The sequence below is a fragment of the Mesorhizobium sp. P160927 genome, assembly GCF_057766385.1.
The window spans coordinates 5720137-5746553 of sequence record NZ_JBYMDW010000001.1; the positions used below are offsets into that span (position 1 = coordinate 5720137).

Genomic DNA, 26417 nt, shown 5'->3' on the forward strand with positions numbered 1-26417 from the left:
AGTCCATTGGTCTTGAAGCTCAGGCAAGCGCCGCGGCGATGGCGTGCACGGCCTTCAGCGTTGCCCTGGAATAGGCGATGTTGCTGAAATCCGGCCATGTCGACAGCTTCACCACGACCATTCCTGTGTTCCAGTCTATGTGGATCAACTGTCCGAACACGCCACGGCACATCAGTGCCCGCGAGCTGGGATTCTCGATCCAGAACTGGTTGCGATAGCTGCCCTCGGGCAGGCTGGCGGAGAAATCCGGACCATGCTTGCCGGTACGCGTCGCCTCGATCCAGTCCGCCGGCACGATGCCGCCGCCATTGTCGAGGATCAGCTGGCCAAAGCGGGCGTAGTCGCGCAGCGTCGCGTTGAAGCCGCCATCGGCTAGCGCATAGCCGGCGCTGTCGACGGTGAAGCAGGCGCTTTCGTCGGCCCCGAGCTTTTGCCAGAGTTCCTCCGAAACTAGCTGCGCCAGCCGCTTGCCCGTCACCCGTTCCATGATGAAGGCGAGCACGTCCGTCTCGATCGATCGATATTCGAACGCGGCTCCATGAGGGCGAACCGTGTCCTTCAAGCCCAGGATCAGTTCGAACATGTGGGATGGCCAGCGGAAATCCGGATCGCTGCCCGGTGGCACCGGCTTCCAGCCCGTGGCGACATCGACCTGGCCGATGTCGGAATAGCGGTCGGTGTATTCCTCCGAGAACCGCACGCCGGTGGTCATATCAAGCACATGCTGGACGCTGGCGCCGGCCCAGCCGGTCGCGCTCAGTTCCGGCAGGTAGTCTGTCACCGGCTTCACCGGATCAATCAGGCCGCGCCCGGCCAATATGCCGAACACCGAGCCGGTGACCGACTTGGCCATCGACTGCGACAGATGCAGCGTGCGCTCGTCCATGCCGTTGAAATAGCGCTCATAGACTATCCTGCCGTCCTTGAGCACCAGGAAGCCGTCCGTATAGGTCTCGTCGAGCAGACCGGCGAGTGTCGAAGGCCTGCCCTCGCTGTCCTCGACCGCCAGCCCGTCGAGATCGACCTCGGCGCGTTCGAGACGGTGGCGATGGCCAGCGCCGCGCCAGACTTCGGCGGTCGGCAGAATTTCCCGTATGTGCTGGAAAGCCCAGCGGTTCCAAGGCGGCCTGTCCCAGTCGAGCCTCGGCGGCAGCATGGCGGGCGGCGAGCCTTGCATGATCGGCGGCCGCGGATCGGTGTTGCGATAGGACGTCATGGAACCCTCCCCGTAGGCGCAAAGAAGGGAGGCCGAAGCCTCCCTTCCGCTGGAGTTTAGACCGAACCTATTTGCGCAAATTGGTCCAGATCTTGTTGTAAATTTCCACCACATCTGGCGGACAGGGCGGAACGAATTCCGCTGCCGGCGCGCCTGCCGGCGGATTTAGTTCCGGCGAATTGGCGAAATCCGGCTGCAGGAACTTGTGGCTGCCGGCAATGCCGTTGTCGTAACCGGCGAATTCCGAGATCAGCGCGGCGTTTTCCGGAGCCATGATAAAGTCCTGGAACAGCTTGGCATTGTCGAGGTTCTTGGCGCCCTTCAGCACCGCGACATTGTCCATCCAGCCCTCGATGCCTTCCTTGGGATAGGCGTATTTGATGGCCGGGATTTTCTGCCGCGAACGATAGGTCGCGCCATTCCACTGCTCCGTCACGATCACGTCGCCGGAGGTGATCTTTGTGATGGTGTCGTAGCTGAAGGTCTTCCATGACGGCTTGGCGGCCGTCAGGATGTCGTTGACCTTCTTCAGATTAGCCTTGTCGGCACCGCAGCGCGGCACGCCGGCATAACGCTCGGCCGCATGCATGACGGTGTTGACATCGTCGAGCATATTGATCTGGCCCTTCAGTTCCGCCGGCGGGTCGAAGAGGATGGCCAGCGTGTCGATGTTGCCCTTGAACTTGTCTGTGTTGACCGCGAACGCCGTGGTGCCAAACTGCCAAGGCGCGGTGTAGTGGCGGCCGCTGTCCCAATAGATGTCGAGAAAACGCGGATCGATGTTCTTGCCGTTCGGCATCGCGTTGGGCTCTGTCTTTTCGAGCAGGCCTTCGTCGACCATGATCTTCACCGTGTAATCAGACGGCACCACGATGTCGTAACCGGAATTGCCGGCGCGCACCTTCGACAGCATGGTTTCGTTGGAATCATAGTCGTCCAGCGTAACCTTGATGTTGTACTGCTTCTCGAACTTTTCGATCAGCTTGGGATTGGTGTAGTCACCCCAGTTGTAGATATGCAGCTCGCCGTCGGCGAGCGCGGGCACCGCCCACAACAGCACGGCCGTCGAAACGGCAGCCATCAGTTTCCTAGACATTTTTTGTTCTCCTTTGCCTTCCCATTGATTCACTTGGCGCGTCGGCGCGCGATCAGGAACGATACCGAGACGAACAGGATCGAGACCAGCAGCAGGATGGTGGAGATGGCATTGATCTCCGGCGTCATCGGCCGCCTGATCTGGTTCCAGATGTAGAGAGGCAGGGTCGTCTGGCCGGGGCCGGCGACGAGCTGCGTGATGGTGAAATCGTCGAAGGAGACGATGAACGCGAGTGCCGCACCCGACATGATGCCGGGAACAAGCAACGGCAGCGTTATGCGCCGGAACGCGTGCCACGGCGTGGCGTAGAGATCGGCGGCGGCGTATTCGAGCGTCAGATCCATGTCCTCGAGACGCGCCCGGATCGGCATGTAGGCGAAGGGAATGCAGAACACACTATGGGCGAGGATCAGATTGCCGATGCCGAAATTCAGACCGAAGGCCCCGGCGATCAAGGCGAAGAAGGACAAGGTCGCCACTGCCGTGATGATCTCGGGAACCATCAGCGGCAGGTTGATGACCATGAAGGCGGCCGGCAGGCCACGCCACGGCTTCACCCGGGTCATGCCGATCGCCGCCAGCGTGGCGCAGATCGTCGAAACGATCGTTGCGCTCACCGAGATGATCAGCGTGTTCTCGGCGGCGTTGTGGAATTCCTCATTGAGCAGTGCGGTGCCGTACCAGCTCAGGCCGACGCCCTCCCAATGGGTGACGAGCGAACCCGTGTTGAACGAAAAAATCATCAGGATCAGGATCGGGACGTAAAGCACGGCAACGCAGATGATGGCGATCGTGCGGAACCCGGGCTGGTCCTTGATATCGACGTTGCGGGGATCAGCCATGCTGGATCTTCCCCGACGTGGTGCGAACATAGAAGTAGAGGGCGACCAGCACCGCGGCCATCAGGATCAGCGCTTGGGCGCAGCCGAGCGGCCAGTTGCGCCCGGAACCGAATTGCTGCGCGATGAGATCGCCGATCATCAGATGGATGCCGCCGCCAAGGATAAGCGGCGTCACATAGGCCCCGAGCGCGGGGATGAAGACGAGCAGACAGCCGGCAATGATGCCGGGCAGCGACAGCGGAATAATCACCCGCCAAAGAACTTGCCGGCGCGTCGCGTAGAGGTCATTGGCCGCCTCGACCAGCCGGAAATCCAGTTTTTCCAAGCTGGCATAGAGCGGCAGGATCATGAACGGCAGGAACGAGTAGAGCAGGCCGAGCTGGATAGCGAAGTTGGTGTAAAGCATGGTGATCGGCTTATCGATCACGCCAAGCCCGATCAGCAGGTTGTTGATGAGACCTTCGTCGCGGATGATGAACATGATGGCCAGCGTGCGCACCAGAAGGTTCGACCAGAACGGGATGGTGATCAGCAGCACCCACCAGTTGCGCTGCGCCGGCGTGCGCGTGGCCATGAAGTAGGCGGTCGGAAAACCCAGCAGCAGGCAGATGACCGTCGTCACCACGGCGAACAGAAACGAGCGCAGATAGATGATCAGGAAATCCGGCGTGAACTGCAGCGTGTCGTCGAAAATATCCTGCTGAAACAGGAAGTTAAGATAGGCGTCCGTCGAAAACTTCCATTGCACGCCGCCATAGGGCGCGGCCTGGAGAAACGAATAGACAAGGATGATCAGCAGCGGCAGCACGCCGAAAATCCCGATTACGATCAGCGCCGGCAAGGAAAGCAGGCGGTTGCGCCTGGCGCTTGCCTTCTCGGCCTTGGCCTCGAACAACGCGGCTTGGGAAAGCGCCATCGTCATCAATCCCTTAGTATCCGCGCGCCGTCGTCCTCGAACACGATGCCTACCTTGGCGCCCGTCTCGAATGTCACTGCGCCGGACCGGCTGTTCTGGTAACGCACGATGAAGTTGTCACCGCCATCGAGCTTGACGTGGTAGTGCGTGTCGGTTCCGAAATAGACGACATTCGCCAAGGTTCCTGAGACCGTGCTCTTGGACACATCGGCGATCAGATCCGCATGCTCGGGCCGCACCACGACCGTGACTGCGTCAGAGGGATCGAAGTTCTCCGGGAACCCTGCCGCCACGGTTGCGCCGGAGGCGAGCTTCACGGTGGCGACGCCCGATTTCTTCGACACCACGGTACCCTCGAGGAAATTGGTCTCGCCGATGAAGTCGGCGACAAAGCGTTCAGCCGGTCGGTCGTAGATGTCGCGCGGCGCGCCGACCTGCAGGATCTTGCCCGACGACATCACGGCGATACGGTCCGACATGGTCAGCGCTTCTTCCTGGTCGTGGGTGACGAAGATGAAGGTGATCCCGGTCTCGTGCTGCAGCCTCTTCAGCTCGATCTGCATTTCCTTGCGCAACTTGTAATCGAGCGCGGAGAGCGGCTCGTCGAGCAAGAGCACCTTCGGCTGTGGTGCGAGCGCCCGCGCCAGCGCCACGCGCTGTTGCTGCCCGCCGGAGATCTGACTGGTGCGGCGATTGCTCAGCGCTTCCATCTTGACCAGTTTCAGCATCTGGGCGACGCGCGCCGCAATCTCCGCCTTCGGCTTGCCCAGCATTTCCAGGCCGAAGCCGATATTGTCGGCCACCGTCATGTGGGGAAACAGCGCATAAGACTGGAAGACAGTGTTGACTGGCCGCTTGAACGGCGGCAGCGGCGCGATGTCCTGTCCGTAGAGCAGGATTTCGCCGGCACTCGGAAAATCAAAGCCGGCTATTAGCCGCAACAACGTCGTTTTTCCGCAGCCGGATGGTCCCAGCAGTGTGAAGAACTCATTCTCGCGGATCGATACCGAGACCTTGTCGAGGGCAGCGACCTGCCCCTCACCCGATCCGAAAATTTTGCTGACGTTAACTACTTCAATCGCATTCCGATCCGGTTTGTCCGGCACGATTACGCCTCACTGTTGACCCCGCTCTTGCTGGCGGAGTTTGTCCCCTGTTGGATGTGACCACACGGCCGGCAGGTTGGCAAGCCCGGCATTGAATCACAGTTCAGTTAGCAATCTTGGGCTAGCAAGCCCCATGCCACAGTCAGGCTTGGTAGGTGATTTTGCCGCCACAGATGGTCGTCACCGGCCGCACCGTATGTAACGCTTCCGGGGCAGTCCTCTCGATATCGGCCGACAAAACGACCAGATCCGCCAGATAACCCGGCTTCAGCACGCCTTTGCGGTGTTCCATGAATTCGCTGTAGGCGCCCTCGACCGTATAGCCGGCAAGCGCTTCATGCAGCGAGAAACTCTGGTCCGCCAGGCCCTCTGCCCAAGGTTTGCGCATCACCGCCGCTTGGATGCCCAGGATCGGGTCAACCGGCGAGACCGGCCAGTCGGAAGCGAACACGACGCGGGCGCCAGCATCCTTCAGTGTGCGCCAGGCATAGCTAAGCGGCCACCTTTCGCGACCGATGCGCGAAATCGTCGGCTCCAGCGGAAAATTCAAGGCGCCGGGCGGATGCGGCGGTTGCATCGAAGCGATGACGCCAAGTTCGGCGAACCGCGGTACATCCGTCGGGGTGATGACCTCGATATGCTCGACGCGGTGACGGCTGTCCCGCTTGCCGTTGTTCTCCTGCGCCGCCTGATAGCCGTCGAGCACCGCGCGGACTGCGCCGTCGCCGATAGAATGGACGGCGATCTGCAGGCCTCGGCGATCGGCCTCCACTGCCACCTCGACGAAGTGCTCGGGCGTGAACAATGGCTCGCCGCGCCAGCCGGGACGGTCGGCGTAGTCGTCGACCATCACGGCAGTCCAAGAATCGAGCACGCCGTCATAAAACACCTTGACCATGCCCGAGGACAGCCATTCGGAGTTATAGGTCGCGGCCATACCCGACGCTTTTTCAAGCATGGCCAGTGCCATGAAGTTCTTGAAATGGAACGGGATTTTGGTACGGCAAATGAGCCGCCCTTCCGCCTCCAGGCCGGCAAGCAGTTCAAGCTGGTAGAGGTTGCCATCCATGTTCTGGATCGACGTAATGCCATGCCTGGCGCACCATTCGAGACCGCGATGCATCAGATCGCGGTCGGCAGCCAATTCCTCGGCCGAAGGATAAGGCTCCGGCTCCATGCCAGTCAGGCCAAGCCGCGTGCGGTTCTGGCCAAAGAATTCCAGAATCGGACCGAATGCCTCACCTTCGCGCAATTCGCCCGAGGCCAGTCCGTCGGCGCCCATGACGATTTCGTTGCCCGGCCCCAATTGGCGGCCATGCAGAAGCCCGGCCTGCTCCAGCGCCTTGGTGTTCGCCCACATCGTATGATGGTCGGAAGCCGACATGGCGAAGGGGCGGTCGAGAATGATGCGGTCGAGATGATGCCGCGTAACCGGCTCGGGAAGGACCGCATAGTCGACGCCAGCGCCGATCAGAAGCTTGGCATTGGGCCGCGCCGCGGCAAAGAACTGGATAGCATCCCGCAAGGCATCGAAGCCATGCACGCCAGCCAGATGCAGATTGTCGAGTTCAGCCGCGCCGCCGAACAGATGCATATGGGCTTCGATGAAACCGGGGATCACCGAACCGCCCTCGGCGTCGATGACCTTTGTACCCGTTCCCTTGAGCTCTTCGATTGCAGCACGGCTGCCAATGGCGATGATGGCGCCGTCCTTGACGGCAACGGCCTCGGCGGCGGGATTGTCGCCGTCCATGGTCAACACACGACCATTGATGACAATCAGGTCCGCATCATCCCCCGCATCCGTGACCGACATCGCAACTCCGCGCTTTTGACGACTGAAATGAGACTGGGCAAAACTCCGCGTCCAACGACCCGCCGCTACGGAGCGGCGCTATCGGACAATGAATGGCGCCAAGTACGCTGTCTTCGAAATTTCCCTTGTTATCCCTTGGGACAGCGTGGATAAAGAATGCGACTGATTATTCGCGTTTGTCAACATGCCGGATTTAGAATGTATTGTGGACAGCACGCCCCGCTTGTGTTGGGACCAGGCGGGGAACGAGGACATCAAGCAGTGAAGCGCAGTCTCGATCGCAAAACCAAAATAGCGCTCGAACCGCGCAAGCAACCGCGGCAGCAGCGGTCGAGCAAGGTGGTCGACCGCATTCTCGACGCGGCGCTGACCTTGACGCGCGAGCAAGGAACCAAGGCGCCGACGACGCTCGCCATAGCGCAGCGCGCCGGCCTGTCCGTCGGTTCGGTCTACCAGTACTTCCCCAACAAGGAGGCCATTCTTCTGGATCTCGCCCGGCGCTGGCTGTCATCCTTTCCCGAGGTGATCGCGAGGCGCATCAAGGTCGCGCCGCCTACCAACCGCGAAGAGTTTCGGCGGGAAGTGCGCAAGCTCTTCATCGACACGTCCAGGATCTATCTCGACAACGCCACCCTGATGCCGGTGATCGAGGCGATATCCGGCAATGCCGATCTCAGGCCTATCCAGGACGCATATGACGAGGAGATCGTCGCCCTCTATGCCGCATGGCTGCGGCATGTGAACCCGGCCCTCGAAGACAAGATCGCCAAGCGGCTTGGCCTGGTGATGATGGAAGTCGGGCACGCCTGCCGGCTTGTCGGGATGAAAAGAGATCGCAGGACGTACGACCTCATCGAGGACGATGTCGAAACCATGTGGCTCGCTTTGGTGAGCCCCTACCTCAACCTTGACTGACCAGTTTCAATGAGATTCCGGACGGAAACCGCTTTCTGGAATTGCCTTAGCTTCGCATTTCGAGAGGAATTTCATGAAGACTGTCTATTCGCCCCTCCATGCCGGTCATGCCGGACAGATGGAACTGGTCACCTCGGCCATCGTGCCCGGTTTTGAAAAGCCCTCGCGGGCGGAGTTCATCAAGGCGCGGGTCGAAAGCGAGAAGCTCGGGCCGATCCTCGCGCCGGTCGAGCATGACCTTGCCGCCGCCAAGCGTGTTCACAGGGCCGACTTCATCGACTTCCTGCCGACCGTCTGGCCGCAATGGATCGCCGAGGGTCATGCGGGCACGGCGATGCCCTTCACCTGGCCGACGCGCGGCCTGCGCGGCGACGTGCCGCCCAAGCGCATCGACGCCCTGCTCGGCTATTATTCCTTCGACGGCGGCGCCACCTTCGTCGAGGGCACCTGGGCCGCGATCAAATCGTCCTTTGACGTCGCGCTGACCGCCGCCGGCCTCGTCAAGGACGGCGAGAGGTCGGCCTTCGCGCTCTGCCGTCCGCCCGGCCACCATGCCGGGGCCGGCTTCATGGGCGGCTATTGCTACATCAACAACGCGGCGGTCGCCGCGCAATGGTTCCGCGACCAGGGCGCCAAACGTGTCTCGATCCTCGACGTCGACTATCACCACGGCAACGGCACGCAGGAGATCTTCTATGACCGCGCCGACGTACAGGTTCTCAACTTGCACGGCGATCCGATGGTCGAGTACCCGTTCTTCCTCGGCCATGCCGATGAGCGTGGCGCGGGGGCCGGCGAAGGCTTCAACATCAACTATCCCATGCCCTTCGGCACCGGTTGGGATGCCTGGAATGTGTCGCTGGAGGACGCCTGCGCCAGGCTCGCCGCCTACGCTCCCGACATCGTTGTCGTCTCGCTCGGCGTCGACACTTTCGAAAAGGACCCGATCAGCCAGTTCAAGCTGAAAAGCCCGGATTATCCGAAGATCGGCCAGCGCATCGCCAAGCTCGGCCTGCCGACGCTGTTCGTCCAGGAAGGCGGCTATGCCGTCGAGGAGATCGGTATCAATGCCGTCGGCGTGCTGACCGGGTTCGAGGATCGGTAGAGCGGTCGTCCTGAGCACGCAGCGTCTGCGGGGAGGACGGACAAAGCAAGGGGGGCGGCAGCCGCCCTTTTTTGGACCCAGAGGCGCCGCGTAAGACCATCGCAAGAATTATGACCGGCCTGCGCGGCTCGATTTCCGGGCTCCGGAAATGCAAGGAAATTGGCCGCTGAGTCGCAGTCCGAGTCCACCGGATTCGATTTTGTCAAATCGCGTTTGATGTCGGATTCATCTGCGGGTAGATTAGACCCGAATCAGCCGGTCCTCGGGGGCACGGCGACCACCCAAAGTCTCACGTTCCGGAATTTTTCCGGCGCCAGACGCGGATGTCTCGCGTTCCCTGAATGGATTCCGTCTGGTTGGGCGCGGCCCCGCGCCTCGTGTGTGTCTCGTAAAAGTAACGCGTTTTCGGGTTCGGCGGCTGGCACTCCAGCATCCGGGCATCAGAATTGATTCCGACCAAAAGCAGCAGATGAGCAGTCCCGCCGCGCCTCTTCAATCCGACACATTGGGCTCGCGCCTGACGTCGCGCGGTGATCTCACCTCCTTCTTCATGGAGCTAACCGCCGAGATCGGCGCCGACAGCTACATGCTGGTCGCCATCGTCCATGACCAGGACCGCAACGATGCGCGTATCGTCTCTTCGAACTGGATCTTCGACGCCATCGAGTTGATCGGCAAGCGGCTGATCGCCGGCCTTGCCCAGGGCCCGCTCACCGCCGCACCCGGTATCCGTCCGACGCCGCTGGTGGCGGCCCAGGCGCCGAATTCCGGTGGACTGGTCTCGGGCGAAGAGGCTCGGCTCCTCGACGTGCTCGGCCATGCCGAGGTCTATTCACTGCGGCTGAATGTCGGCCGTCAGCGCCTCTTCGCCTTGTTCTCGGCGGCGGCCGCCGGCCGGATCGACCAGCCGGCGCTGATGAAGGCGCAGCTGAAATGCTGCTACGCGCTTTCGCACATCCCGCAGTTGATCGCCGCCGCGGCGATGCAGGATCCGCTGTCGGACCGCGAGCGCGAATGCCTGTTCTGGGTCTCGGAAGGCAAGACCACCGACGAGGTGGCGGTGATCCTTGGCGTCTCGTCCAACACGGTCAACAGCTACATCACCCACGCCATCCAGAAGTTCGCGGCCTCGAACCGTGCGATGGCCATCGCCACGGCGATCAGGAGTGGCATCATTTGAAACACGCCGACATCAAGGACGCCGCGGAGGCCCTTTTCAACGAGCAGCGCAGCCCGTTCGGTGCCTTCTCGCTGGGATCCGAAACACATCACGCCGTCACCATTCCCGATGCGGTGCGCCGCTGCCGCTGGATCTCAGTCGACATCAATGCCTCCGCCTTCGGCCTGTTCTTCGTCAGCCCGTCGCCGGAGCGAGCGCGGCTGGTCCCGTGCTTTGATTCAGATTATCCCGGCGTCGCGGTGGCGACCAAGTTCATTTCAGGCGCCAATGGCGAGGACATCGTTCGCCATAGCCGGATTTCGACCGAGCCGCGCTGGTGGACGGATGACGGCGTGGCGGCCGTGGCCGACATGTTCGGCAGTCTCGCCTGGACCGGACAGATGGCGCCGCTGACACCCGGGTCGAGCGGCATTGCCTTCCCCGTCCATGCCGATCGCGGTCAGTGCGGTCTTGTCGTCTTCCTGGGATCGGAGATCGCGCTGCCGCAGGATGCGCTCTACGAAATTCACGCCCGCTGCTTCTCGCTGTTCGCCGCCGTCGCGCGGATGCGTCCGGGCGACGTCGGCAGAATGCGCTCGATCTCCAAGCGCGAGCTCGAATGCCTGAAGCTGACCGCCAACGGCAACACCAGCGAGGAGATCGCGCGGCTCCTGAAACTGTCGGTGCACACCGCCAACCAGTACCTCACCCAGTCGACCCAAAAGCTCAATGCGGTCAACCGCAACCAAGCGGTCGCCAAGGCGTTGCGGCTGGGGCTTATCGAGTAGCCGCTCTCGGCTGAAGGAAGCGCTTTAGAACGCCAGCGGTTCGACCTTGCGGATGCGGGCCTGTTCGATCACCGCCTCCAGCAGCGCCGTATTGTGCCCGGGGTCTTCGCCCGGCTTTTCGAACGACACGTAATTGACCAGGACCGTGCTGCCGGTCTCGCTCAGCGTCAGCTGGAAATAGACGGTCACGCCGGGCGGCCTGAGTTCCAGATCGAGCACGATGCGCGGGCTGCCGCTCCAGTCGACATGCGCCTCGCCGCCATGACCGAGCCTAAGCGTACCCGGCATGAAGAACAGCTCCGCCGCTGAATCGACCAGATCCGACAGGCAGGCGAAATGCTCCAGCCGGATGAAGGCGATATAGTCGGCGACGTCGATCAGTCTGAGCTCCACCACCACCTGTTCGATGGCGCTGGCGACGATGATCTCGCGGGATTTTGCGTGCGGTTGCCGGTTCATGAAATCTGTCTGCGCTCAGCCTTTTTCGAGTAGACGATCCGCACCAGTTCGGCGACGGCCTGGTAGAATTGTGACGGGATCACATTATCGACCGAAACTTGCTTGTACATGGAGCGGGCGAGCGCCACGTCCTCGAAGATCGGGATGTTATGCTCCTTGGCGATTTCGCGGATTTTCAGCGCGACTAGATCCTGCCCCTTCGCTACGACCAGCGGCGCCGAATCTTCGTCGCGCACATATTTCAGCGCGATCGAGAAATGGGTCGGGTTGGCGATAACAAGCGTCGCGCGCGGCACCGCCGTCATCATCCGCTTGCGCGCGCGGTCGCGCGCCAACGAACGCAGCCGCGACTTGACGATCGGGTCGCCCTCCGACTGCTTGAACTCGTCCTTGACCTCCTGCTTGCTCATGCGCAGGTCCTGCTTCCAGTGAAAGCGCGACCAGACGATGTCGATCGCCGCGATCAGTCCCATGACGAAGACGATCGCCACCAGTATGTCGACGGCGATGCCGCGGATGACGAGGCCAAACGTGACGGGATTGGTGATCATCCCGGCAAGCAGCTTGCGGTGGTCCTCCGACAGCGTGAAGATGAGCACGGTGGTGGCAAAACCGACTTTTGCCAGCGACTTCAAAAACTCGACCCAGCCCTGGGCGCCGAACATCCGGTTCCAGCCCTTGACGATCGAGATGCGTGACATTTGCGGCCTGATCCGCTCGCCGACGAATTGCGGCATGTTCTGCAGCACCGAGGCGCCGATGCCGGCAACCGTCAGCAGCACCAGCAGGCTGAGTAAGGCGCGGCCCACCTCCAGCATGACAAGTTTGTAGAGGGCGATGACATCGGTCTCGGTGTCCATCGGCCATGCCTCGGGTTTCTCGAGGAACATCGACAGGAACATGCCGAGCTCGACAATCGCGTCCTTGGCATAAAAGACCGTGAACACCAGTATGGCGACGAAGGAGGCGAGGATCGCGGTTTCCCTCGAATGGGGCAGCTTGCCCTGTTCGATGGTGTCGCGGATTTTCTTTTCGGTCGCCTCTTCGGTTTTCGAATCCTTGTCGACGGCGTCGGACATGCCTTAGGCGGCGTTCTGCGTCGAGGGAAGTTCGAAAGCCCCTTCGCGCGACAGGCGGATGGTGGTCGTCACGATCGTCTTGCGCGCGGCCATGATGTCGGCGGCCGGGACACCCTCCGAGCCTTGCCCGAGTTCGGCCTCGATCATGCGCCGCGAGCGCGCGCCGATCGCCGACAGCACCGCCTCGGCCAGTGCCGCCGACGTGCCGCGCAGCGCCAGCGTGACAAGCTCGGTCGACAGCCCGTCGAACAAAAGCACGCGCGCCTTCTGGGTGAGCAGCGGCAGGTCGTCGAAAGCGAACAGCCTGGCACGGACACCGTCGAGGTCGGGCGTGCCGGCGGCTTCGAGATCCTGCATGACCTCCTCAAGCAGGGGCTTTTCCAGCTCGTTGAGCACGCTGGCGACGCGCGCCTGCCCGGCCGAAGTGTCCTTGGTCGAGGTATCCGACAGCACGCTGGCGCGCAGCCGGTTCTCGACGATCCTGGTGGCGGCGGCCGGAACATTGGCCATCGTCACCATGCGCTTGATGATCTCGCCGCGCATCGGCTTCGTCAGCGTCAAAAGCACACTCGCCGCCGCCTGCGGCGCCAGTTTCGACAGCACCATGGCCGCCGTCTGCGGGTGTTCGCCCGCCAGGAAGGCGCCCAGCCGCGAGGGTTCCAGCTTTTCGAGATCGGGCCAGATCGGCGGCGGCCCTTCAGGCGCGACTTCGACTTTCTTGTCGCCCATGATGGCGCTCATCTCTTCGGGCGAGAGAGAACTCGTTGAGAATGGTGTCCATCCTGTCGGCGGAATCGAGCAGGCCCGCGCCCTCGGTGAACTCGGCCTCGAATTCGGCGACGATGCGCTCGAGATCGCTCTGCGGTATGGTCCTGAGCAGCCGCGCGCCCTCGATGAGCGCCTTCAGCTCTTCCTGCTTGAAGAATTTCAACAGGCGGCTGGCGGACGGTTTGCCCATCGCCACCAATATGGCTGCCGCCTTCTGCGCCCGCGTCAGGGTCGTCAGCGGCGTCGTCATGCCTTTCGCCTCCGCTGCCACCGGCGAGCTCCGCGATCCATGTCTAGGCGCCTTTCGTGCCGGCGATGATTTCGGTCAGCCTGATGCCAAAGCGCGAAGGGTCGCTTTCGAGCACCGTGATCTCGCCGCGCGCGATTTTGCGGCCGTTCACCACGACATCGACCGGCTCGCCGATGCGGCGATTGAGCGCGACCGTCGACCCCTTTTGCAGCGCCATCAGATCGGCAACCGCCATCTCGGTGCTGCCGAGGATGATCTGGACATCGACGGGGATGTTCATGATGACGCTCGAATTGGCTCCCGCGGCGGCCCGGAACGCGGCATCGGGGCGCTGCTCTTCTTCGTGCAGGACCCCGCGCAATTCCTCGATGGCGCGATCGAGCTGCTCGTCGGGCTGGTCGAGCTCTGCTTCTACCTTGGTCTTGGCCATGCGTCGTCTCCAAAAGCTCAGGCGCGCCCGGCACCAGCCGGCATGAGCCCATCGATGAAATCCTGCCCGGCATCGAAGGGATGCCTGATTCGGACGGTGTAATTCTGCCCCAGTTTGCCGAACTCGCATACGAACAGCGTCTGGCCGCGTGCGCCGAGGCGAGCCCGCGATTGTGCCGTCTCTTCGAAGTCGATGACCTGGCCCACTTCGAGGTTGGCGAGGTCGCCCAGCGTCAGCCGCGCCAGCGGCATGGTGGCTTCGAGCGCTACGGTCGAGCGCATCACCTCTTCCGAAAAGCGTGCCCGCCAACTGGTTCCATGATCGTCCTCGCTGATGCTGGCCGTGGCATCGCGGCCTGCCAGAACGATGCGCTGCGGCATCGTCACGGTGATCGAACCGCTGTCGACCGGCGTCGAGATGCCAAGGACGATGCGGATCGCGGCACCGTCGCGCAACACGTGCCGCCTGGCCTCGATCCCCGACATGGCGCGCGGTGCGGGCAGCCGCAGTTCGAGCGAGCGCCGCCCCGATCCATTCAGCGCCTGCGCCACTTCCTGGAGCACCATGGTCGAGACGTCGGCCTCGATCGACGACAGTTCGCGCTCGATCGGCGACACCGGCATATCCGGGTCGCCGCCGAACAGGGTGGAGACCATGATCGCGATTGCGGGAGCATCCATGACGAGTGTCATCGCGTCCGAGGACGCCGGCGAGCCGACGACGGTCATCGCGAAATTGTCACCGGCGCGCGAGCGCGCCTCCGGGACGCGGCTGACCTCGACGGCCTTGAGGTCGACAATCACGGGAATGCCGAGCTCGCCCGAGAGCCCCTTCTGCAGCAGCGGCACGGCGCGTTCGGCCATGGCACGGCCGGCGGCGACGACCTGATCGGTCTCACCGCTGTCGCCGACCAGACGCTCGATGATCAACGAACGCGCCTGCGAGGGGCTGCCCGGACTCGTCATGACAGTTTTGGCACCGATCTGTCGCGCATCGCTCAGGCGGCCTTCTTCTCGGCGCTGCCGGTGTTCATGGTGCTCTGTTCGACGGCGTCGATGGTCGGCCGTTCATAGGAGGAGATGGTCTTACGGCCGAACTCGATCGCCACCTGCGGCAGCGCGCCGTTCATGTAGGCGAGCAGCGTCTGCTTGACGATGATGTAGAGGCGGTTCTTCTTCTCGCGCACCGTCTTGATCTTGGTGGCGACAGGTCCGACCACCGCATAGGACAGGAAGATGCCGAGAAAGGTGCCGACCAGCGCTGCGCCGATCAGGCCGCCGAGGATTTCCGGCGACTGGTCAAGCGCGCCCATCGCCTTGACCACGCCGAGCACGGCGGCGACGATGCCGAGCGCCGGCAGGCCGTCGCCGACCGCGACCAGCGCGTGATAGGCCTTCATCTTGTCGGATTTGATGGTCTGGATTTCCTCGTCCATCAGCGCCTCGATCTCGTGTGAGCGGGCATTGCCGATGATGATGATGCGGCAGTAGTCGCAGATGAAATTCATCAAATCGTGATTCTTGAGCACGGTAGGAAAGGCCTGGAAGATCGCCGACTCCTCCGGATTGTCGATATGCGCCTCGACCTCGCTGCGCGACTTGGAGCGCAACTCGCGCATCAGGCTGTGCAGCACGCCGAGCGTTTCCAGATAGTCCTGCTCCTTCGGAACCGCCTGTTTGAAGGCCTCCAGAATGCCCTTGCCGGTATCCTTGACCGTCTTCATCGGATTGGCGACCAGGAAGGTGCCGAGTGCGGCGCCGCAGATGACCACGGCTTCCCATGGCTGCACCAGCACGTGCAGATGCCCGCCCATGGCCATGAAGCCGCCTAGGACGCAGCCAAGCGTCACCACAAGTCCAATCAGAATGCCCACGACCGGTCCTTCCGCATTTCACGTCCGACAAGGGATAGTCCCCGTGCCTTGTGTGAGGCTTGAATTCGAGCCGCCATGGAACGAAAGTTGGCGATTCAGTTTCGCGCAAGGAAGTGAGCTTATTGTGCTGGCATAGCTTCGGCCGGAGGCGCGTCCTTGCTCAGTACCTATACCAGCTACCAGTTGATCACCAAAGACATCAACAAGTCGATCGACCGCATCGAGCAACAGCCGACGGTCGACCGCGATACCCGATATTATCTCGCCAACATCACCAAGGTGAAATCGATCGACGATTTCGTCAAAAATGATCGGCTGTTCAAATACGCCATGAAGGCCTACGGCCTGGAGAACATGGACTACGCCAAGGCGTTCATGGTGAAGGCGCTCAAGGAAGGCGTCTCAGATCCCGACAGTTTTGCCAACAAACTGACCGACAAGCGCTACGCCGCGTTCGTCAGCGCCTTCAATTTCGCCGCCAACGGCCCCAATGCGACGATCTACAACAAGGCGCAGCAGTTGGTGACCAAGAACTATGCCACGCAGGCGCAGATCGCCGGCCTCGACCCGAATTCGGACTATGTGAAGGGCGAGACGACATATTATCTCGCCAACATTACCAAGGTGAAATCCGTTGACGACCTGATCTCGAACAGCCGGCTCTACACCTACGCGCTGGCAGCGTTCGGTCTCGATTCGGCGACGGAGAACAAGGATCTCATCAAGCAGGTCTTGCAAGGTGGCGTGCGCGACCCCAACAGCGTCGCCAATAAGCAGACGGATCCGGCTTACGCGGCACTGGCCTCAGCCTTTAACTTCGAGCAGTACGGCGAGAACGCCACCACCATCAATCCGGCGCAGCAGCCGACCGTCGACAAATACATGCGCCAGACGCTGGAAGAGGATGCCGGCCAGACCAATGAGGGCGTGCGGCTGGCGCTCTACTTCCAGCGCAAGGCGCCCGACATCACCAGTTGGTACGACGTACTCGCCGACACGGCGCTTGCCAGCGTGGTGCGTACCGCGCTTGGGCTCCCCGATTCCTTCGCCACCGCCGACATCGACAAGCAGGCGCAGTTGTTTGGGCAGAAGCTCGACATCTCGGATTTCACGGACCCGGTCAAACTGAACAAGTTCCTGACCCGCTTCACCAGCATGTACGAGATCAACAACCCGACATCGACGGCCGTGACATCGGTCAGTGTGCTGTTCGCGCAACCCGTCACATCGGGCATCTCCACCGACCTGATGATGGCCATGCAGAGACTGAAGTTCTGATCATGCGAGACAGTCTCTACGTCGCCCTCTCCGCGCAGATAGCCCTCGAGCGCCGGCTCGACACGATCGCCGACAACGTCGCTAACGCCAGCACCGTCGGCTTTCGCGCCACCGGCGTGAAGTTCGAGGACGTGGTGTCTGGCGCAGGGCAGAAGTCGGTTTCGTTCGCCTCCTCCGGCAAGACCTTTCTGTCGGGGGCTCACGGCGCCATGACGGAGACCGGCAGCCCGTTCGATTTCGCCATCCAGGGCGACGCCTGGTTCGCCATCGACACGCCAGTGGGCACCGTCATGACCCGCGACGGCCGTTTCTCGATGAACGAGAATGGCGAGCTGATGTCGGTCGAGGGCCATCCCGTTCTCGACGCCGGCGGGGCGCCGATCCAGCTCGATCCCCGCAACGGTCCGCCCAAGGCCGGTGCCGACGGCTCGCTGCGCCAGAACGAACAGCTCGTCGGCTCGATCGGCCTCTACAATTTCGACCCGGGCGAGAATTTCGTGCGCTACGGCAATTCCGGCATTGTGCCCGCACGCACGCCCGAACCGGTCACCGACCGCTCCGACATCGGCGTCGCCCAGGGTTTCCTCGAGGAATCCAACGTCAATCCCGTGCTGGAAATGACCCGGCTGATCATGGTCCAGCGCGCCTTCGAGAACACTGCCGCGCTGATGCGGCAGACCGATTCCTCCGCCGAGGAGGCGATAAAGACGCTCGGCTCGAAGTCGTAGCATGTCGTCAGAGCAGCCAGCCCTCCGCGCACCCGAAAGACAGCTCCAGCCGGCGCCGCTGGATCGGCTTGCCGCTTTGGAACGAATTATAAGGCGCTTTGGCGACAGCGACGGGCTGGTCAAGCGCGGCGGGCTCGTCACCGAAGTCACTTCAACGCATTACAAGGTGCGCGGCCTTTCCGATTTCACCAGGCTGGGTGACATCGTCGAGCAGCGCGGCCAGTCCGGCTCGCGCCGCGGCGAGATCGTCAAGATCAGCCGTGACGAGGTTGTGATCGCCCCCTTCGAACGCAGCGCCGACGCCGGCATCGGCGATGCCGTGTTCCGGAGGGGTCCGCTCGCGGTGGCGCCGCATGCCTCATGGCGCGGCCGCGCCATCGACGCGCTCACCCGGGCAATCGACGGTGGCCCGCCCTTGGTCAGGGGTGACGACATGTCGGCTATCGCCGCGACACCCGGCGCCATGGCGCGGCAGCGCGTCGGAACCGCCTTCATGACCGGCGTCAAGGTCATCGACATCTTCACGCCGCTCTGCTTCGGCCAGCGCATGGGGGTCTTCGCCGGATCGGGCGTCGGCAAGTCGACACTGCTTGCCATGCTCGCCGGCGCCGACGCGTTCGACACCGTCGTCGTGTCGCTGATCGGCGAACGCGGCCGCGAGGTCCGCGAATTCCTCGAGGATACGATCGGCGACAGCATGGCCAAGACAGTGGCCGTCGTCGCCACCAGCGACGAGAGCGCCATGATGCGCCGGCGCGCGCCCGACACCGCCATGCGCGTCGCCGAGCATTTTCGCGACCAGGGCCACCGTGTGCTGCTGGTGCTTGATTCGATCACCCGCTTCGCTCACGCCCTGCGCGAGGTGGCGACGGGAACAGGGGAGCCGCCGGTTGCCCGCGGCTATCCCGCCTCGGTCTTCACCGAACTGCCCAAGTTGCTCGAGCGCGCCGGGCCTGGAACCGAAGGCCCAGGATTGGAAGGCAAGGGATCGATCACGGCCATCATTTCCGTGCTGGTCGACGGCGATGATCACAACGATCCGGTCGCCGATTCGGTGCGCGGCATCCTCGACGGCCATGTCGTGCTCGACCGCGCGATCGCCGAACAGGGCCGCTATCCGCCCGTCAATCCGCTGTCGTCCATCTCGCGACTGGCCGGCAAGGCCTGGAGCGTCGAGCAGCGAGCCCTAGTGACGCGGCTGAAGTCGATGATATCCCGCTTCGAGGACACGCGCGACATCCGGCTGCTCGGCGCCTATCAGGGCGGCGTCGACGCTGAGCTCGACATGGCCGTGCGCCAGGTGCCCGTCATCTATGAGGCGCTGACGCAATCGCCCAGGGACCGTCCGTCCGCCGATCCGTTCTCCGATCTTGCCCGCCATCTCAAGGGAAAGCAGAATGCCGAACCAGGAGACTGAACGCCAATACACCGAGCGCCTCCTGAACGAGATGATCGCCGAAGCGAACGCCGCGGAGCAGGCTCGAGCGGAGGAGGCCAGGGTCGCCAGGGCAAACGCCGCCGGCGCCATGGCTGCCCGGACCGCGCTTGTTCTGGCCAGGGCCGTGAAGCCGGCTCTCCCCAGATCCGAGCCTTTTCCGGCCCGGACCGCCAAGCCCCGTATGAATTCCCTTCCCCGCGAGGCTGCCGATTTGGCGCAAGCCAGTCGTGAATCGCTGATCGACGGCCTGTTTGCCGCCGGCGAATGGCCGCAGCCGCCAAAGCCGCAATTCCCCAGACTGGGCAAGAAGAAGGCGGACCGTCGCAGCGACATCGTCATCGCCGCGCTCGGCATCGCGCTCGGCCTGACCTGCGCCCTGTTTCCCTGGTACATCTTCTTTAACCAGGACCAGTTCGGCGTGCAGGCGATCAAGTTCGGCGGCACCGGCACCAATTCGGGACGTGCGGGGGGTGGCGTGGTCGCCGAGCGCAGCGCGCCGCTGACCGACAGGGACGTTCCCAATGCCGATGTTGATCTGCTTGCCACCGGCACGGTGCAAGACGATTCCAAAACGCAGCCGCCCGGCGACCAGCCCTTCCCCGCAGACATCGCGAAATTCCGCATGGTCCATGTCGCCAATGGCCGCGCCATGATCGAGGACGACACCGGCCTGTGGATGGTCCAGCGCGGTTCGACGCTGCCGGATTCCAGCAAGGTATCGGCGATCGAGCAGCGCAACGGCAAATGGGTCATGCTCACCAGCGCCAACCATGTGATCGAGCTGTCCAGATAAGCCGCCACGACCGATCGCAAGGTCCGCGCAAGACTGGCGTCCTAGTCTTTGGGCACATGCCCGGAGATTCCCATGGAGCCTGTTTCCCTTTTCGACCTCGCCGCCAAGCAAGCGCAGTGGCTGTCCGTGCGTCAGTCGGCGGTCGCCGGCAACATCGCCAATGCCAACACGCCGGGCTACACGGCAAACGATGTCGAGCCGTTCGAGAAGGTGCTCGACCGCACCGCCGTGTCGCTCCAGATCACCGAGCCCGGCCATCTTGGCACCGCGGCGACCAATGCCGGCTTCTCCATCAAGCCGCAGGAAGACGACGGGGTGGTCATGCCCTCCAAGAACACGGTCGTGCTTGAAGACCAGCTTCTCAAGGCCGGCGAGGTGCGCCGCTCCTTCGAACTCAACACGGCCATCGTCAAGGCATTCCACTCAATGATGATGATGGCGGTGAAGAGCTGACCATGGACGCACTGACCGCAGCCCTCAAAGTCGCAGCATCAGGCCTTGGCGCTCAGTCCGAGCGCCTGCGCGTGGTTTCGGAAAACCTCGCCAACGCCCAGTCGACAGGCACGACGCCGGGCGCCGACCCGTATCGCCGCAAGACCATCAGCTTCGTCTCCGAACTCGACCGGGCCTCCGGCAGCTCGACGGTGGAGGTGAATTCGATCGACCGCGACCCCAGCAATTTTCCCGTCGAATTCCAGCCGGGTAACGAGGCCGCCGACGACAAGGGCTACGTCAAGATGCCCAATGTGAACGTGCTGATCGAGATGGCCGACATGACCGAGGCCAACCGCTCCTACGAGGCCAACCTGCAAGTCGTGAAGCAGGCGCGTGATCTCATTTCAATGACCATCGACCTGATGAGGAATCAATGATCGTCAACGGCATAGGCGCGCTTAACCTGAAGCCTGGGCTGGGCGATACAGCCACCGATCTGCTGCAGGGTGGCGTTGCGCCGGCGGCATCGGGCAACCTTGGCACCTCCTTCGCCGAAGCGGTGAGCCAGGCTGCCTCCAAGACCGTCAGCACCATGCAGAATGCCGAGCAGGTGTCGATGCAGGCGCTCAAGGGCGAGGCCGACACCCGCCAGGTGGTCGATGCCGTGATGAGCGCCCAGCAGGCGCTGCAGACCGCCGTCGCCATCCGCGACAAGGTGGTCTCGGCCTATCTCGAAGTCAGTCGCATGGGCATCTGAGGAGCAGGCCATGAAAGCACTCGCCATCGCCGCCACCGGCATGAATGCCCAGCAGACCAATCTAGAGGTCATCGCCAACAACATCGCCAACATCAACACCACCGGCTACAAGCGCGCGCGCGCCGAATTCTCCGACCTGCTCTACCAGGTCGACCGTACGCAAGGCGTCCCCAACCGGTCCAACGCCTCGCTGGTGCCGGAAGGCGTTTCGATCGGTCTCGGCGTCAAGACAACCGCCGTGCGCAACGTCCACACCCAGGGCGAACTGACCAGCACCGGCAACAGTTTCGACATGGCGCTGACCGGCAGGGGCTGGTTCCAGATCGAGGGCGCCGATGGCGGCACGCTCTACAGCCGCGCCGGCGCCTTCAACACCAACGCCACCGGCCAGTTGGTGACGGTGGACGGCGCCAGTGTCATTCCGGCCATCACCGTACCGACCAATGCGGTCGAGGTGATCGTCAACAAGACCGGCCAGGTCTTTGCCCGCATCGACGGCCAGACCAACCTGCAGACTCTCGGCCAGCTTCAGATCGCCAACTTCGCCAACGAGGCAGGCCTGGCACCCCTCGGCGACAATTTGTTCCAGGAAACGACAGCCTCCGGCCCTGCCAATGTCGGCGTGCCCGGCGATCCCGGCTTCGCCACCATCCAGCAAGGCTATCTCGAGGCTTCCAACGTCGACCCGGTCAAGGAGATCACCGAGCTGATCTCGGCGCAGCGTGCCTATGAGATGAATTCCAAGGTGATCCAGGCCGCCGACGACATGGCCTCCGTCGTCTCCAAGAACATCAGGTAACGGATGATGGCCATGCCGATCTCCTGCTCCGCATTCCGTCGCACCGCGCTGTTCCTTGCGCTGGTGGCCGGCGGCATGCCGGCTTTCGCCCAGGACTCGGCCAACCAGATCGCCAGCAACCAACCTGCTGGCGAGGTCGTGCTGATCCCCAACCGGGTCATTTATCCCGGCGAGACTATCGAACTCGCCGCCCTGAAGCAGGTCACTCTGATCCCCGGCAAGCACAAGCCCGATGCTGTTGCGACCCGTTCCGAGGAACTGCAGGGCAAGATCGCCAAGCGCACGCTGCTTCCCGGCCGCTACATTCCTTCAGCCGCGGTTCGTGAGGCCTGGCTGGTCGAGCAGGGTGCCGCCGTGCAGGTCTACTTCGTCGCCGGCGGGCTGACGATCACGGCCACCGCCGTGACCTTGCAGCCGGGCTCGGCGGGCGATTTCATCAAGGTCCGCAACAGCGACAGCGGCAAGATACTCTCCGGCACGGTGATGGCCGACGGCACCATCCAGGTCGGCGCTTCATGATGCGCCCTTTTGCCCTCCTGCTCGCGGCGGCCCTTGGCCTGCAGCCGGCGCTGGCCGATGGCTTGACGCCCAAGGCCAAGCGCGAACTCGCCGCCAGGAATGGCGGTGTCTACGACGATCCGGAATATGATCCCGCCACCACCACGCGGATGTTCCGCGTATCGCCCGGGCCGAGTTCACTGCCGCCAGGCCAGGTCGCCTCGCGCATCAAGGACATCGCGCAGCTGCAGAGCTCGCGCGACAACCAGCTCGTCGGCTACGGCCTCGTCATCGGGCTGGCCGGATCCGGCGACAGCCTGCGCAATTCGCCATTCACCGAACAGTCGATCCGCGCCATGCTCGAAAATCTCGGCATCGCCACCGAAGGCGGCAGCGCACGCGCCAAGAACGTCGCCGCCGTCATCGTCACCGCCAATATGCCGCCATATGTGCAGTCCGGCGCCCGCATCGACATCGACGTCTCCTCGATGGGCGACGCCACCTCGCTTGCCGGCGGCACGCTGATCATGACGCCGCTGAAGGCGGCGGACGGCGAGATTTACGCGGTCGGCCAGGGCGCGGTGATCGTCTCCGGCTTCACTGCCCAGGGCCAGGCCCAGCAATTGACGCAAGGCGTACCGACCGCCGGCCGGGTGCCGAACGGGGCCATAGTCGAGCGGCAGGTGAAGGCTGAGTTCGATGACCAGTCGACGCTGACGCTGCAATTGCGCAATCCCGATTTTTCGACCGCCATCCGCATCGCAGACGCGATCAACGACTACACCGCCCAGCGCTTTGGCATTCGCGTGGCCGCGGAGCGCGATTCCCGCACCGTGCAGATCAGGCGGCCGAAGAGCGTTTCGGCGGCCCGCTTCTATGCCGAGATCGAGAATCTGGTGGTCGAGTCCGACACGCCGGCCCGCGTCGTCATCGACGAGCGCACCGGTACCATCGTCATCGGCAACGACGTCAAGATCTCACGTGTCGCCATCAGCCACGGCACACTGACAGTGCGCATTACGGAAGCGCCGCGCGTCGTGCAGCCCGAACCCTTCTCGAAGGGCGAAACCGCCGTCGAACCGTTCACAGCCATCGATGCCAGCCGGCCCAACGCCCGCGTAGCCGTGCTCGACGGGCCCGACCTGCAAACTCTCGTTTCCGGCCTCAACCGTCTCGGCGTCAAGCCGGACGGCATCATTGCCATCCTGCAAGGCATCAAGTCGGCCGGCGCCTTGCAAGCCGATCTGGTTCTCCAATAGCGATGCCGATGATCATCTCCATCTCATCCCATCAAGGACGCCCTCCGCGCGCAATCGTGTTCGCCGCCGCGGTCATCGCGGCCATGTCCGTTTCGAGCAGCGGCGCACGCGGCGAGGATGTCGTTCGTCAGATCATGCCCGGAGCGCAGCCCGGGATCGCACCGCAGCAACTGACACGAGAAAAGGCGCCGGACCAGAGCGAGATCGAGCGCTTCTGTTCCAACATCGCCGATGCCGCGCGCGACCGCCGCTACGCCTTGCAGGCGGAGGAGTTGAAGCAGCTGCAGGCAGGCATCGACGAGCGCATGAAGGCGCTGGACGCAAAAAAAGCCGAATACGAAACCTGGTTGAAGCGGCGCGAGGTGTTTCTGGCCCGGGCCGAGGACGGCGTCGTCAAGATCTATGCCGGCATGAAGCCCGATGCGGCGGCCGAACGCCTGGCGATCGTCAATGCGGACCTCGCCGCGGCTATCCTGATGAAGCTCGATTCACGCAAGGCGGGTGTCATCCTTAACGAAATGGACCAGAAGGCGGCGGCGACGCTCACCGGCATCATGGCCAGCGCAGCCCGAAGGGTAGATCCGTCATGATCCGCAGAATGCTCATCCTGTGCGCGGCCGCGGCCTTGTCCGGCTGCGCAACCAACTTAAAGGAAATCGGTAGGGAACCATCGCTGTCGCCGGTCGGTTCGGGCATCGCCGGCGACGGGGCAGCACCCTACAGCTATCCCCAGCCGCCCGCCGCTCCGATCAAGAAGTTCTCTTTGTGGGACGACCGCCAGAGCCGGCTTTTCACCGATCCCAGGGCGCTGCGCGAAGGCGACATCTTGACCGTCAGGATCAAGCTCAACGACAAGGCCAACTTCAAGAACCAGAACGACCGGAGCCGCACCGCCGCACGTAAGCTGGGCTATGACGTCACGCTCGGATGGGAAGGCAACAGCACCAGCGGCAAGGGCGACGCCGGCTTGAGTTCCAGCACCGAAACCAACGCCGACGGCGAAGTCAAGCGCTCCGAAAACCTGGAGCTCAACGTCGCCGCCGTCGTTACCGAGGTCCTGCCCAACGGAAATCTGATGATCAGGGGGTCCCAGGAGGTGCGCGTCAACTACGAGCTCAGGGTGCTCACCATCGCCGGCATGGTGCGCCCGTCGGACATCGGCGCGGAAAACACCATCTCCTATGAACGCATCGCCGAGGCGCGCATCTCTTATGGCGGCCGTGGCCGCGTCAGCGAGGTCCAGCAGCCGGCCTATGGCCAGCAGGTTCTCGACCAGGTTCTTCCGTTCTAGGCATTGGAGAGCGTAGCGCCATGGCCAATGTCGATCAGGTTCAGCCTCGCAAGGCTCCTTCTCTTGCCGTGCAGGGCGCCATGCTGCTCGTGGTGACGGCCGCCGCCATCGGCATGGGCTGGATGTCGGGCGGCTATCTCAAGGGCGTCGGCGCACCATCGTCGGTGCCAGGCGCGCCTGAGAACGAGGGCAAGCCACCCCAGCCCGAAGCCCAACAAGCAGGCGCGGGGCCGACGGTCGTCGCGCTGGCGCCGATCACCACCAACATCGCCTCACCCGCGGACACTTGGATCAGGATGGAAGTCTCCGTGGTCTACGACGCTCCGCAGCCGCCGGCGATGGCGGAGGACGTCCAGCAGGATCTTCTGGCCTTCGTGCGTACCCTCAAGATGCACCAGATCGAGGGCGCCAGCGGCTACCAGCACCTGAAGGCCGATCTCGACGAACGCGCCTCGATCCGCAGTCAGGGACACGTCAAACAGGTTCTCGTCAGGACATTGCTGCTCGAATGAGAAAACTCCTTCTTGCCGCGGCACTGATCGGTGCCGCCACCTCCGTCGCGGCGGCCCAGCAACTGGACCTTGGCGGTATCGGCAAGGCCGATGGCGCCACCGTCGGCTACATCATCCAGATGTTCGGCCTGCTTACCGTGCTGTCGGTGGCGCCGGGGCTGCTGATCATGGTGACCAGCTTCACCCGCTTCGTCATCGCCTTCTCGATCCTGCGTGCCGGCATCGGCCTGCAATCGACGCCGGCGAACCTCATCCTCATTTCGCTGTCGCTGTTCATGACCTTCTATGTCATGGCGCCGACCTTCGATCAGGCGTGGAACACTGGCGTCAAGCCGTTGATGGACAATCAGATCAGCCAGACAGAGGCCTTCGAGAAGATTTCCGATCCGTTCCGCACCTTCATGCTGCACAATGTGCGCGACAAGGATTTCGACCTTTTCGCCGACCTCGCCCGCGAACGCGGCCAGACCGTTGCAAAAGAGACGGTCGACCTGCGCATCCTGGTGCCTGCCTTCATGATCTCCGAAATCCGGCGCGGCTTTGAGATCGGCTTCCTGATCGTGCTGCCATTCCTGGTCATAGACCTGATCGTGGCCACCATCACCATGGCGATGGGCATGATGATGCTGCCGCCCACGGTTGTGTCGTTGCCGTTCAAGATCCTGTTCTTTGTCCTGATCGACGGCTGGAACCTGCTCGTCGGCAGCCTGGTGCGCTCTTTCACCTGACCTTCCCGCGTCAGCCGCGCCCGTTCTATTTTTCTCGGAATATTTTCGATTAACCGTGCGGTTTAGTCGTTTGGTAGGGACTT

29 protein-coding genes and 1 pseudogene are annotated in these 26417 nt (G+C 62.9%); 18 read left to right on the top strand and 12 right to left on the bottom strand.

What is annotated here, in order from left to right; all coding sequences use genetic code 11:
* Positions 1–19: 19 nt before the first annotated feature.
* The 6 genes from AC3CB8_RS28000 to AC3CB8_RS28025 form a co-directional block, all read right to left on the bottom strand.
* Positions 20–1216 carry a serine hydrolase domain-containing protein gene (locus AC3CB8_RS28000; RefSeq protein WP_352563745.1) on the bottom strand — a complete coding sequence of 399 codons (1197 nt, stop codon included), beginning with the start codon at positions 1214–1216 and terminating at the stop codon, positions 20–22.
* 67 nt (positions 1217–1283) lie between these two features.
* Positions 1284–2312, bottom strand: a complete 1029-nt coding sequence (locus AC3CB8_RS28005) for an extracellular solute-binding protein (protein WP_023770428.1) — start codon at positions 2310–2312, stop codon at positions 1284–1286.
* Positions 2313–2341: 29 nt separating this feature from the next.
* Positions 2342–3154, bottom strand: a complete 813-nt coding sequence (locus tag AC3CB8_RS28010) for an ABC transporter permease (protein WP_023770429.1) — start codon at positions 3152–3154, stop codon at positions 2342–2344.
* Positions 3147–4076, bottom strand: coding sequence for an ABC transporter permease (locus AC3CB8_RS28015; RefSeq protein WP_023770430.1), 930 nt, complete (start codon positions 4074–4076; stop codon positions 3147–3149). Before AC3CB8_RS28015 ends, AC3CB8_RS28010 begins: the two co-directional genes overlap by 8 nt.
* The gene (locus tag AC3CB8_RS28020) at positions 4076–5176 is read right to left on the bottom strand and encodes an ABC transporter ATP-binding protein (protein ID WP_023770431.1); all 1101 of its coding nucleotides are present in this window, start codon (positions 5174–5176) and stop codon (positions 4076–4078) included. Before AC3CB8_RS28020 ends, AC3CB8_RS28015 begins: the two co-directional genes overlap by 1 nt.
* A gap of 142 nt (positions 5177–5318) precedes the next feature.
* Positions 5319–6992, bottom strand: a complete 1674-nt coding sequence (locus AC3CB8_RS28025; protein ID WP_023781330.1) for an amidohydrolase — start codon at positions 6990–6992, stop codon at positions 5319–5321.
* A gap of 261 nt (positions 6993–7253) precedes the next feature.
* Between AC3CB8_RS28025 and AC3CB8_RS28030 the strand changes: the two genes are divergently transcribed.
* The 4 genes from AC3CB8_RS28030 to AC3CB8_RS28045 all read left to right on the top strand — a co-directional run bounded on the left by AC3CB8_RS28030 (position 7254) and on the right by AC3CB8_RS28045 (position 10959).
* Positions 7254–7907, top strand: a complete 654-nt coding sequence (locus tag AC3CB8_RS28030; RefSeq protein WP_023770433.1) for a TetR/AcrR family transcriptional regulator — start codon at positions 7254–7256, stop codon at positions 7905–7907.
* A gap of 73 nt (positions 7908–7980) precedes the next feature.
* A complete protein-coding gene (locus AC3CB8_RS28035; RefSeq protein ID WP_352563744.1) occupies positions 7981–9012 on the top strand; it encodes a histone deacetylase family protein in 1032 nt (343 codons plus the stop codon).
* A 469-nt stretch (positions 9013–9481) separates the two neighbouring features.
* Positions 9482–10192: a helix-turn-helix transcriptional regulator gene (locus tag AC3CB8_RS28040; RefSeq protein WP_023770435.1), complete on the top strand. Its 711-nt coding sequence runs from the start codon at positions 9482–9484 to the stop codon at positions 10190–10192.
* A complete protein-coding gene (locus AC3CB8_RS28045; RefSeq protein WP_352563743.1) occupies positions 10189–10959 on the top strand; it encodes a helix-turn-helix transcriptional regulator in 771 nt (256 codons plus the stop codon). Before AC3CB8_RS28040 ends, AC3CB8_RS28045 begins: the two co-directional genes overlap by 4 nt.
* Positions 10960–10983: 24 nt before the next feature.
* Here AC3CB8_RS28045 and AC3CB8_RS28050 read toward each other — a convergent pair whose 3' ends face one another.
* The 6 genes and pseudogenes from AC3CB8_RS28050 to motA form a co-directional block, all read right to left on the bottom strand.
* Complete coding sequence (locus tag AC3CB8_RS28050) at positions 10984–11418, bottom strand: hypothetical protein (RefSeq protein ID WP_015315925.1); 435 nt, start codon at positions 11416–11418, stop codon at positions 10984–10986.
* Complete coding sequence (gene flhB, locus AC3CB8_RS28055; RefSeq protein WP_023770437.1) at positions 11415–12497, bottom strand: flagellar biosynthesis protein FlhB; 1083 nt, start codon at positions 12495–12497, stop codon at positions 11415–11417. The genes AC3CB8_RS28050 and flhB overlap by 4 nt, the downstream gene beginning before the upstream one ends.
* A gap of 3 nt (positions 12498–12500) precedes the next feature.
* Positions 12501–13515, bottom strand: a pseudogene (locus tag AC3CB8_RS28060) (flagellar motor switch protein FliG).
* Positions 13516–13558: 43 nt separating this feature from the next.
* Positions 13559–13945 carry a flagellar motor switch protein FliN gene (gene fliN, locus AC3CB8_RS28065; RefSeq protein ID WP_015315922.1) on the bottom strand — a complete coding sequence of 129 codons (387 nt, stop codon included), beginning with the start codon at positions 13943–13945 and terminating at the stop codon, positions 13559–13561.
* A gap of 17 nt (positions 13946–13962) precedes the next feature.
* Positions 13963–14910, bottom strand: a complete 948-nt coding sequence (locus tag AC3CB8_RS28070) for a FliM/FliN family flagellar motor switch protein (protein WP_023770439.1) — start codon at positions 14908–14910, stop codon at positions 13963–13965.
* Between the two features lie 32 nt (positions 14911–14942).
* Positions 14943–15818, bottom strand: coding sequence for a flagellar motor stator protein MotA (gene motA / locus AC3CB8_RS28075; protein WP_015315920.1), 876 nt, complete (start codon positions 15816–15818; stop codon positions 14943–14945).
* 156 nt (positions 15819–15974) lie between these two features.
* Here motA and AC3CB8_RS28080 point away from each other — a divergent pair, with 156 nt between their 5' ends.
* From AC3CB8_RS28080 to fliP, 14 genes are all read left to right on the top strand, one after another.
* Positions 15975–17096, top strand: a complete 1122-nt coding sequence (locus AC3CB8_RS28080) for a DUF1217 domain-containing protein (RefSeq protein WP_352563742.1) — start codon at positions 15975–15977, stop codon at positions 17094–17096.
* 2 nt (positions 17097–17098) lie between these two features.
* Positions 17099–17824, top strand: coding sequence for a flagellar basal-body rod protein FlgF (flgF, locus tag AC3CB8_RS28085; RefSeq protein WP_023770441.1), 726 nt, complete (start codon positions 17099–17101; stop codon positions 17822–17824).
* A gap of 1 nt (position 17825) precedes the next feature.
* Positions 17826–19241 (top strand): flagellar protein export ATPase FliI, encoded by a 1416-nt coding sequence (gene fliI, locus AC3CB8_RS28090; RefSeq protein ID WP_023770442.1) that lies wholly within the window; start codon positions 17826–17828, stop codon positions 19239–19241.
* Positions 19222–20055, top strand: a complete 834-nt coding sequence (locus AC3CB8_RS28095; protein WP_352563741.1) for a hypothetical protein — start codon at positions 19222–19224, stop codon at positions 20053–20055. Before fliI ends, AC3CB8_RS28095 begins: the two co-directional genes overlap by 20 nt.
* Positions 20056–20127: 72 nt before the next feature.
* Positions 20128–20508 (top strand): flagellar basal body rod protein FlgB, encoded by a 381-nt coding sequence (flgB, locus tag AC3CB8_RS28100; RefSeq protein ID WP_015315915.1) that lies wholly within the window; start codon positions 20128–20130, stop codon positions 20506–20508.
* Between the two features lie 2 nt (positions 20509–20510).
* Positions 20511–20927, top strand: a complete 417-nt coding sequence (gene flgC / locus AC3CB8_RS28105) for a flagellar basal body rod protein FlgC (RefSeq protein ID WP_015315914.1) — start codon at positions 20511–20513, stop codon at positions 20925–20927.
* Positions 20924–21247, top strand: a complete 324-nt coding sequence (gene fliE, locus AC3CB8_RS28110; RefSeq protein ID WP_023781324.1) for a flagellar hook-basal body complex protein FliE — start codon at positions 20924–20926, stop codon at positions 21245–21247. The genes flgC and fliE overlap by 4 nt, the downstream gene beginning before the upstream one ends.
* Before the next feature lie 10 nt (positions 21248–21257).
* On the top strand, positions 21258–22046 hold the full coding sequence (gene flgG, locus AC3CB8_RS28115) for a flagellar basal-body rod protein FlgG (RefSeq protein WP_023770445.1): 789 nt from the start codon (positions 21258–21260) through the stop codon (positions 22044–22046).
* Between the two features lie 6 nt (positions 22047–22052).
* The gene (gene flgA, locus AC3CB8_RS28120; RefSeq protein ID WP_023781322.1) at positions 22053–22565 is read left to right on the top strand and encodes a flagellar basal body P-ring formation chaperone FlgA; all 513 of its coding nucleotides are present in this window, start codon (positions 22053–22055) and stop codon (positions 22563–22565) included.
* Positions 22562–23803, top strand: coding sequence for a flagellar basal body P-ring protein FlgI (locus AC3CB8_RS28125; RefSeq protein ID WP_352574533.1), 1242 nt, complete (start codon positions 22562–22564; stop codon positions 23801–23803). The genes flgA and AC3CB8_RS28125 overlap by 4 nt, the downstream gene beginning before the upstream one ends.
* A gap of 2 nt (positions 23804–23805) precedes the next feature.
* Positions 23806–24393: a MotE family protein gene (locus tag AC3CB8_RS28130; protein WP_352563739.1), complete on the top strand. Its 588-nt coding sequence runs from the start codon at positions 23806–23808 to the stop codon at positions 24391–24393.
* The gene (gene flgH / locus AC3CB8_RS28135; RefSeq protein ID WP_352563738.1) at positions 24390–25094 is read left to right on the top strand and encodes a flagellar basal body L-ring protein FlgH; all 705 of its coding nucleotides are present in this window, start codon (positions 24390–24392) and stop codon (positions 25092–25094) included. The genes AC3CB8_RS28130 and flgH overlap by 4 nt, the downstream gene beginning before the upstream one ends.
* Positions 25095–25114: 20 nt before the next feature.
* Positions 25115–25606 (top strand): flagellar basal body-associated FliL family protein, encoded by a 492-nt coding sequence (locus AC3CB8_RS28140; protein ID WP_023781319.1) that lies wholly within the window; start codon positions 25115–25117, stop codon positions 25604–25606.
* Complete coding sequence (fliP, locus tag AC3CB8_RS28145) at positions 25603–26334, top strand: flagellar type III secretion system pore protein FliP (RefSeq protein ID WP_023781318.1); 732 nt, start codon at positions 25603–25605, stop codon at positions 26332–26334. Before AC3CB8_RS28140 ends, fliP begins: the two co-directional genes overlap by 4 nt.
* The last annotated feature ends 83 nt before the right edge of the window (positions 26335–26417 follow it).

What these genes read in the sequence shown, in the direction of transcription:
- AC3CB8_RS28000 (WP_352563745.1), bottom strand. Translation starts at nt 1,216, where the DNA reads ATGACGTCCTATCGCAACACCGATCCGCGGCCGCCGATCATGCAAGGC.
- AC3CB8_RS28005 (WP_023770428.1), bottom strand. Translation starts at nt 2,312, where the DNA reads ATGTCTAGGAAACTGATGGCTGCCGTTTCGACGGCCGTGCTGTTGTGG.
- AC3CB8_RS28010 (WP_023770429.1), bottom strand. Translation starts at nt 3,154, where the DNA reads ATGGCTGATCCCCGCAACGTCGATATCAAGGACCAGCCCGGGTTCCGC.
- AC3CB8_RS28015 (WP_023770430.1), bottom strand. Translation starts at nt 4,076, where the DNA reads ATGACGATGGCGCTTTCCCAAGCCGCGTTGTTCGAGGCCAAGGCCGAG.
- AC3CB8_RS28025 (WP_023781330.1), bottom strand. Translation starts at nt 6,992, where the DNA reads ATGTCGGTCACGGATGCGGGGGATGATGCGGACCTGATTGTCATCAAT.
- AC3CB8_RS28035 (WP_352563744.1), top strand. Translation starts at nt 7,981, where the DNA reads ATGAAGACTGTCTATTCGCCCCTCCATGCCGGTCATGCCGGACAGATG.
- AC3CB8_RS28040 (WP_023770435.1), top strand. Translation starts at nt 9,482, where the DNA reads ATGAGCAGTCCCGCCGCGCCTCTTCAATCCGACACATTGGGCTCGCGC.
- AC3CB8_RS28050 (WP_015315925.1), bottom strand. Translation starts at nt 11,418, where the DNA reads ATGAACCGGCAACCGCACGCAAAATCCCGCGAGATCATCGTCGCCAGC.
- flhB (WP_023770437.1), bottom strand. Translation starts at nt 12,497, where the DNA reads ATGTCCGACGCCGTCGACAAGGATTCGAAAACCGAAGAGGCGACCGAA.
- fliN (WP_015315922.1), bottom strand. Translation starts at nt 13,945, where the DNA reads ATGGCCAAGACCAAGGTAGAAGCAGAGCTCGACCAGCCCGACGAGCAG.
- AC3CB8_RS28070 (WP_023770439.1), bottom strand. Translation starts at nt 14,910, where the DNA reads ATGACGAGTCCGGGCAGCCCCTCGCAGGCGCGTTCGTTGATCATCGAG.
- flgF (WP_023770441.1), top strand. Translation starts at nt 17,099, where the DNA reads ATGCGAGACAGTCTCTACGTCGCCCTCTCCGCGCAGATAGCCCTCGAG.
- fliI (WP_023770442.1), top strand. Translation starts at nt 17,826, where the DNA reads ATGTCGTCAGAGCAGCCAGCCCTCCGCGCACCCGAAAGACAGCTCCAG.
- AC3CB8_RS28095 (WP_352563741.1), top strand. Translation starts at nt 19,222, where the DNA reads ATGCCGAACCAGGAGACTGAACGCCAATACACCGAGCGCCTCCTGAAC.
- flgB (WP_015315915.1), top strand. Translation starts at nt 20,128, where the DNA reads ATGGAGCCTGTTTCCCTTTTCGACCTCGCCGCCAAGCAAGCGCAGTGG.
- flgC (WP_015315914.1), top strand. Translation starts at nt 20,511, where the DNA reads ATGGACGCACTGACCGCAGCCCTCAAAGTCGCAGCATCAGGCCTTGGC.
- fliE (WP_023781324.1), top strand. Translation starts at nt 20,924, where the DNA reads ATGATCGTCAACGGCATAGGCGCGCTTAACCTGAAGCCTGGGCTGGGC.
- flgG (WP_023770445.1), top strand. Translation starts at nt 21,258, where the DNA reads ATGAAAGCACTCGCCATCGCCGCCACCGGCATGAATGCCCAGCAGACC.
- flgA (WP_023781322.1), top strand. Translation starts at nt 22,053, where the DNA reads ATGGCCATGCCGATCTCCTGCTCCGCATTCCGTCGCACCGCGCTGTTC.
- AC3CB8_RS28125 (WP_352574533.1), top strand. Translation starts at nt 22,562, where the DNA reads ATGATGCGCCCTTTTGCCCTCCTGCTCGCGGCGGCCCTTGGCCTGCAG.
- AC3CB8_RS28130 (WP_352563739.1), top strand. Translation starts at nt 23,806, where the DNA reads ATGCCGATGATCATCTCCATCTCATCCCATCAAGGACGCCCTCCGCGC.
- flgH (WP_352563738.1), top strand. Translation starts at nt 24,390, where the DNA reads ATGATCCGCAGAATGCTCATCCTGTGCGCGGCCGCGGCCTTGTCCGGC.
- AC3CB8_RS28140 (WP_023781319.1), top strand. Translation starts at nt 25,115, where the DNA reads ATGGCCAATGTCGATCAGGTTCAGCCTCGCAAGGCTCCTTCTCTTGCC.
- fliP (WP_023781318.1), top strand. Translation starts at nt 25,603, where the DNA reads ATGAGAAAACTCCTTCTTGCCGCGGCACTGATCGGTGCCGCCACCTCC.